General features: G+C 37.6%; 8 protein-coding genes. 3 read left to right on the top strand and 5 right to left on the bottom strand.

Annotation, left to right across the window (positions count from 1 at the left end; translation table 11 throughout):
- Positions 1 to 18 precede the first annotated feature (18 nt).
- Positions 19 to 822: a hypothetical protein gene (locus tag PSI17_RS02505; RefSeq protein ID WP_273550443.1), complete on the bottom strand. Its 804-nt coding sequence runs from the start codon at positions 820 to 822 to the stop codon at positions 19 to 21.
- Between the two features lie 664 nt (positions 823 to 1486).
- On the opposite strand from PSI17_RS02505, the gene PSI17_RS02500 reads away from it, so the two are divergent.
- Entirely contained in the window at positions 1487 to 2080 is a 594-nt protein-coding gene (locus PSI17_RS02500; RefSeq protein ID WP_443255991.1) for a lytic polysaccharide monooxygenase, read from the top strand.
- Between the two features lie 142 nt (positions 2081 to 2222).
- Positions 2223 to 2618: a VOC family protein gene (locus tag PSI17_RS02495; protein ID WP_273550442.1), complete on the top strand. Its 396-nt coding sequence runs from the start codon at positions 2223 to 2225 to the stop codon at positions 2616 to 2618.
- Positions 2619 to 2713: 95 nt separating this feature from the next.
- Here PSI17_RS02495 and PSI17_RS02490 read toward each other — a convergent pair whose 3' ends face one another.
- Positions 2714 to 3148 (bottom strand): lysozyme, encoded by a 435-nt coding sequence (locus tag PSI17_RS02490; RefSeq protein ID WP_273550441.1) that lies wholly within the window; start codon positions 3146 to 3148, stop codon positions 2714 to 2716.
- 499 nt (positions 3149 to 3647) lie between these two features.
- On the opposite strand from PSI17_RS02490, the gene PSI17_RS02485 reads away from it, so the two are divergent.
- Positions 3648 to 3998, top strand: a complete 351-nt coding sequence (locus PSI17_RS02485) for a DUF6693 family protein (protein WP_273550440.1) — start codon at positions 3648 to 3650, stop codon at positions 3996 to 3998.
- 99 nt (positions 3999 to 4097) lie between these two features.
- Here PSI17_RS02485 and PSI17_RS02480 read toward each other — a convergent pair whose 3' ends face one another.
- The 3 genes from PSI17_RS02480 to nrdB all read right to left on the bottom strand — a co-directional run bounded on the left by PSI17_RS02480 (position 4098) and on the right by nrdB (position 6581).
- On the bottom strand, positions 4098 to 4871 hold the full coding sequence (locus PSI17_RS02480) for an N-acetylmuramoyl-L-alanine amidase (RefSeq protein ID WP_273550439.1): 774 nt from the start codon (positions 4869 to 4871) through the stop codon (positions 4098 to 4100).
- A gap of 311 nt (positions 4872 to 5182) precedes the next feature.
- Complete coding sequence (gene yfaE / locus PSI17_RS02475) at positions 5183 to 5449, bottom strand: class I ribonucleotide reductase maintenance protein YfaE (protein WP_273550438.1); 267 nt, start codon at positions 5447 to 5449, stop codon at positions 5183 to 5185.
- 1 nt (position 5450) lies between these two features.
- A complete protein-coding gene (nrdB, locus tag PSI17_RS02470; protein WP_273550437.1) occupies positions 5451 to 6581 on the bottom strand; it encodes a class Ia ribonucleoside-diphosphate reductase subunit beta in 1131 nt (376 codons plus the stop codon).

Here is a 6581-nt window from a genome sequence, read left to right as displayed (position 1 = left end):
GGTTTGCAGCCTGTTACGCTACCGACAATTTTTTCTTGGTATTCGTTGACTAACAAACACATCAAATTCTCTACTTGAATCTGAACGCTGAAGCCTTTGGGTTCGTTGATTAACAAATTCATCAAATTCCCTGCCTGAATCTGAACGCTGAAGTCTTTGGACTCGTTGATTAACAAATTCATCAAACTCTCTGCCTGAATCTGAAGGCTGAGGTCTTTGGGCTAGTTGATTAACAAATTCACCAAATTCGCTGTCTGAATCTAAACTCTGAATTTGAGGATTATACCAACGATACATCCCATAGTGTGGATCATGTCTCTCTTGCCTGTCCCTCTCCTCTTGGGAAGAGTGACTACGATCACCCCCTTTATCAATAAAATAACGGGATATATTGGACATTGGACGATATTCTGTCGTTAAACATATTCTTGTTCCCCCTAACGAACCTTTCACTGGCATATTGATATGATTAGCGAGTGCTTGCGCAAGCCCATTTGTTCCAGAGTGACAAGCTACTATTCTGACACTTTGGATATTTTGCCCTCTGTTTTTTATATCAGTTAATAATGCTTTGATTGTTTCGCAAAAATCATTCAAATTCATTCCAGGATTATACTGACATGATCCCACAAATAATATTTCCTGGCCCACTGGAGAGGTATGCCCCACAATATTGAGCCTATATCCAACTTTATGTTTTGGTTTATCTAAGAAATAATGAAATCGCTTCTCCTGATGAAAATTTACCTCAGTTGTTTTCTGAATCACCTCATCATCAGTCATTGCCATAATATTGGAAATCGTGTGCCGATACTGTCCCATACTTCCTCCTGCACTCAACGCTACTTTTTATACTTGGCAGATACAATCTTCAAGTACCACGATACTCCAGAAATAACAAGTTATAGTGTTAATTTCAGCTCATGCCATCCCGTGTATTCCAGCAGGCAGTGATTCCCCGTACTTATCACAGTTGCATTTCAGACTCGTCAACTCTTGGTTATCCACCAATAATTCTATTTTGATCAAACCAGCTTCCTGCTGGCGTTGACGTTGACGTTGGGTGACTTTACGTTCGGCAGGGGGATTGTTTAAGGTTGGTTTATTGCATATTCTCCCATTTTGGTCTACTTTGTTTATGTGTACTCTAAATCCTACTTGTTTAGTACACCCTCATTTGCTTCTTATTTCGCTCTTCCCCTCCCTGAATTCAGGGAGGGATTTTTGTTGTTAAAAACACCCTCAAACAGAATTTTTCCTATCTTCCGTAACCGTATCAAAATCAACGAGAATGATCTCTCTCAATAATATTTTTCTGGCACACCTCTATCATAAATTAAGTATTTATAATTAACTAAATTTGTTATAAATATTTCTGCGTATTTCCATTGTCAGTAAATTAAACTTCATCATTTAATTAACATTATAACAAAAAAGGTAATTTCACTTATTTTACAGTCAAGTATGGAAAAATAGGAAATTCATTATGAATATGAAAAAGTCATTACTTTTAGCGGGATTAACAGCCTTTGGGACGATCCCATTTTCTAGTATAGCTGAACCAAATTCGAATCATGGATATATCGATACACCACCAAGCAGAGCACTTTTATGCCAAAAAGGTATTAATAAAAACTGTGGGTCTATCATGTATGAACCACAATCGGTTGAAGGTCCCAAAGGCTTTCCTCAAGGAGGGCCACCAGATGGCCAAATTGCCAGTGGTGGTGTTAGTCAATTCAAACAACTTAATGAACAAAGCGCGGGTCGCTGGCATCATGTCACTATCAATAAAGGAATAAACCAATTTAAATGGACAATAACAGCCAGGCACAGTACCACTTCATGGCAATTCTTTATTACCAAACCTGATTGGGATCCAAATAAGCCTCTAACACGCGCTCAATTTGATTTAAAACCCTTCTGTGAGCATTTTGACCATGGTAAAAAACCAGACAAAGTAGTCTCTATAAATTGTGATGTTCCTGAGCGCTCAGGGTATCATGTTATTCTCGGTGTGTGGACAATTGCTGATACTGACAATGCTTTTTATCAAGTTATTGACGCCGATATTAAATAATATTTTAATCAATTTAATATATTATTTATAAATGTCCGCTTAGCATAAAAAGTGCTGGTTATTCGCCAGCACTTTTAGCTAAAAAATTAAAATATTTCCGGATAAGATATATTTTCCGCCTCAACCCTACACATAGAAAGATATGAAAAAATCAACTATTCTTAGAATGGCCAGACCAACAGACAATCTTAATAAAATTGCCGAAATGTATTGTCATGGTTTGAACTTCATTATATTAGGTGAATTCAAAGATCACGATAATTTTGATGGTATTATGCTCGGGCATCCTAACCATTCCTGGCATCTTGAATTTACTCACCATCACAATACATATGTTGGCAAGGCCCCAACTAAAGATAATTTATTAGTATTTTATATAGAAGATGAATTTGAATGGCAAGAGCAAGTAAAATCAATGCAACATGCTGGATTTATCCTCGTTCCTTCTTATAATCCTTATTGGGATAAAAGTGGAAAAACGTTTGAAGATATTGATGGTTATCGTGTTGTATTACAACACGCTGCATCAGAGAGTTAAAGATTTATTCAATTAGGCTATTAGTGATAATTTGATGAAAATAGACTTCTGTTTTTCGTCACTGATAGCCTAAAAAACCATCATTAATACTTGTCTTATGATAGAAATGTTTTTTGTTCAGATTCCCTTCGCATACATAAACCTGTTAATTCTTTTCCATTGGCACGATCCCATTTCAAAAACTCCCCTGCTGCACCTTGATAATCACCTGCATTCAATTTTTTCAACAATGTTGAATGGGTAAAATTACCGATTCCCAAGTTGAAAATAAATGAGCATAAAGCATCAAATTGCCCTTGGGTTATAGGGACTTTGACTAATCGCTCAATGGCGCCATAAATAGGGATAAGATCTTGACGTAAAAATGCCTCAGCCTGTTGCACAGTAATCACTTGTCCGGGCTTTACCCCCTTTGTATGGCCATACCCAATTGTCCATGGTACTGAGCCAGTAGCAGGATCTGGATATGCTTTCAATCTCAAGCCCTCATAACTTTTGAGTTTATTAATACCGGTTTCACTGATTTCCATTCATTTTCTCCACCACTAAATTGAATGCCAGCGTTCATTTTTTGTCTAAAAAAACAGCCTACAGAGCAAGTATAGACGAAGAAATAATCAATAAAGCGACCATCGTTACGAGGTAATGGGATCACAACAAAAAATCAAATGCAAAATAAAATATTAAATTTCAATATATTATGAATTTTTACAAAATTTTTTTAAATTTTAAAAAATTTATTTAATAAACACCTTGACTCTTTTTGTTTTGAGCATAAAATTTGCCTCAGAATTTAGATTTTCGTGAAGTAAATCACAATTTATAACCCCCAAAGGAAATCATCATGAAATCTGTAAAATCTTTCCTCTCAAATGTACACTGCGTTGTTATCCGGTTATCAGCAACTCGTTTTATGTAAGTTCTGCCACAGCATATAACGATGAGCCAGTTCAAAAAAAGAACTGGCTTTTACTATTTATTTAAACATCTTATTTAAACATCGGGTTACTTAAACATCGGGAGAACGCTATGGATTTAATGGATTTTAGCCGGCTAAAGTTAAAATCAGAATTAGGAACACTTGAGATTATTTTTCATCTTATTATCTGGTTCCTGATTATTTTATTTACATTAGGGCTAGGTGCCTTTGTGTTTCCCTACTATATGACACGTTTTATCATTAACAAAACGCATGTTATCGACCGAGATAGTGGGCAAATTATCGGCAAACTAAATTGTGAGCTCAATTTAGTCCAAATCATCGGGTATGTTGTCCTTTGGGCGATTCTCTCTTTTATTACATTTGGTATTTTATATTTTGTATATCTTTACAAAATTATAGCTCACTGCATTAATCATACCCGTGTGATTGCTGCATAACCACAGACAGAATATATAATTTAATTATTTTTCCATCTCAGGTTGCAACCCAACTATTAAGCTACAACCTGAGATCGATAGAATAAGTTTCATCAAAAATTAGGATTTACTATCAAAATATTTTTCAACCAAAGCATATAAAATGGCAATGGTTTCAATATCTGGCACGCCGTCATAATATGAAGAACGGAAGTGCATTTGAAATGCTTTAATTAAAAATTGAAAATTTTCTTCTTTTTCTGCGCCAGTCACGTCATAACCATAGCGTTTGAATTTTTTTAAAATATCGGCAATATCAGGTAAACGATGGTCAAATTGTACAATATATTTTTGCTTAGTTTCTTCGTCATACCATGCTCCAATTCCCGCATCATATAATTCTTTCCACGGAAAATAAGAGCCTGGGTCGGTTTTTCTTTGCCATGAAATATCTGAATGCCCTACAACATGGGTCGGTTGAATATCTGGGTAACGTTGTAAGATATTGATAGCGAGCTCTTTGAGCGCAGCGATTTGGTCAGGGTGATAAGGAGGGAAAGTGAAAACGCCATTATCATCACTGGCCTCATTCACAATCTCAATACCAATGGATGTATCATTCAACCCTTCTCGTCCAGCCCAATAACTTATTCCTGCATGCCAAGCTCTTTCAAGTTCATCAACCAAATTGAATATGTGAATTTTATCAAATCCAGCAGCCCGATACGTTGGATCGTCTGGGTTTGGAACGAGGTAATGAGCACTGACAAACTCTCCGGTCAATGCCTGAACAGATTTTTCAAAATTCAAGGCAGTATAGTGCATAACTAAAAAGCGGGAGCGCCTGTTAAAACTTTTGGTGGAACGATATGAATTATAATCAATTTTATACATCATTGTTCTCCTTCATTTTTTATCATGCAACATGATAAACGTTTAATCACCGCTAAAAAACCTATTTTGTATCAAGCTATAATAAATCAACGGGCATATTTGGATATGATCGATATCCATCGGATAAAGAAACACTTGTCGAATAAGTGTCTTTCTTATTACTTTGATTTTTTATTTTTAATGGTGTGGCTTTATCAGTGACACACTGATTTTACGGGTAATTTTATAGCCAAACATGAATAACAAGGCAGCAAGCTGAAAATAAAAAATGTGCCTTACTTGCGAATAAAACTGTACTCACTTATGGAAAATTAAGGCTCTATTTCAATATCTGTCAGTGGATAACAGCTACAGGGTAAAATTTCCCCCTCATTGACAAACGCCAATGGCTTACACGGATATCCTACCTTGCCTTTCACCAGACGAACACGACAAGAACCGCAATACCCCTGCCGGCATTGATATTCAAGCTGAACTTTACCGTGCTCCAGTGCTTCCAACAAATTACCGTGGGAACTTGAAGAATAATGGATGTATAAACCCTGCCGTGACGGCAGGGTAACTTTATAATCAGCCATATCAGAGTTCGAAACCGCTGAGATCCTCAGTATTGACTTCCGAATCAATCTGACCAACCAAGTAAGAACTGACTTCGACTTCCTGTGGAGCCACTTGAACATTATCAGAAACCAGCCACGCATTGATCCATGGGATCGGGTTAGAGCGGGTTTCAAATGGCAACTTCAAGCCAACGGCCTGCATACGAATATTGGTGATATATTCGACATACTGACACAGAATCTCTTTGTTCAGGCCAATCATGGAGCCATCTTTAAACAAGTAATCAGCCCACTCTTTTTCCTGCTCTGCTGCCTGTACGAACAGTTCGTAGCACTGTTGTTCACACTCTTGGGCAATTTCCGCCATTTCAGGGTCATCCTGACCAGAGCGCAACAGATTCAACATGTGCTGCGTTCCCGTTAAATGCAGGGCTTCATCACGAGCAATCAGTTTGATGATTTTGGCGTTACCTTCCATCAATTCACGTTCTGCAAAAGCAAATGAACATGCAAAACTGACATAGAAGCGGATGGCCTCCAGCGCATTAACGCTCATCAAGCACAAGTAAAGCTGCTTTTTCAATTCACGCAGATTAATGGTGACAGCTTTGCCGGCAACATCATGCGTTCCTTCACCCAACAGGTGATAATAATTGGTCATTTCGATCAGATCATCGTAATACGCGGAAATGTCTTTGGCGCGTTTCAAAATCTGTTCGTTTTCCACAATATCATCAAATACGACAGCAGGATCGTTCACGATGTTACGGATAATGTGCGTGTAAGAACGCGAATGGATCGTTTCTGAAAACGACCACGTTTCAACCCAAGTTTCCAATTCTGGAATGGAAATCAATGGCAGAAAAGCCACATTCGGGCTACGGCCCTGAATGGAATCCAACAGCGTCTGGTATTTTAGGTTGCTGATGAAAATGTGCTTTTCATGATCCGGCAGTGCGTTGTAGTCAATGCGATCACGGGAAACATCCACTTCTTCTGGACGCCAGAAGAAGGAGAGTTGTTTTTCAATCAATTTCTCAAAAATAGGATATTTTTGCTGGTCAAAACGCGCCACATTAACAGACTGACCGAAAAACATCGGTTCTTGTAGCTGATCATTTTTTACTTGCGAAAAAGTGGAATAGGACAT

It is taken from the genome of Xenorhabdus sp. IM139775, from assembly GCF_028598745.1.
In the GTDB taxonomy this organism is placed as follows: Bacteria; Pseudomonadota; Gammaproteobacteria; order Enterobacterales; family Enterobacteriaceae; genus Xenorhabdus.
Note: the sequence above shows the minus strand (reverse complement) of the source record. Positions and strands in the feature narration are given on the sequence as shown.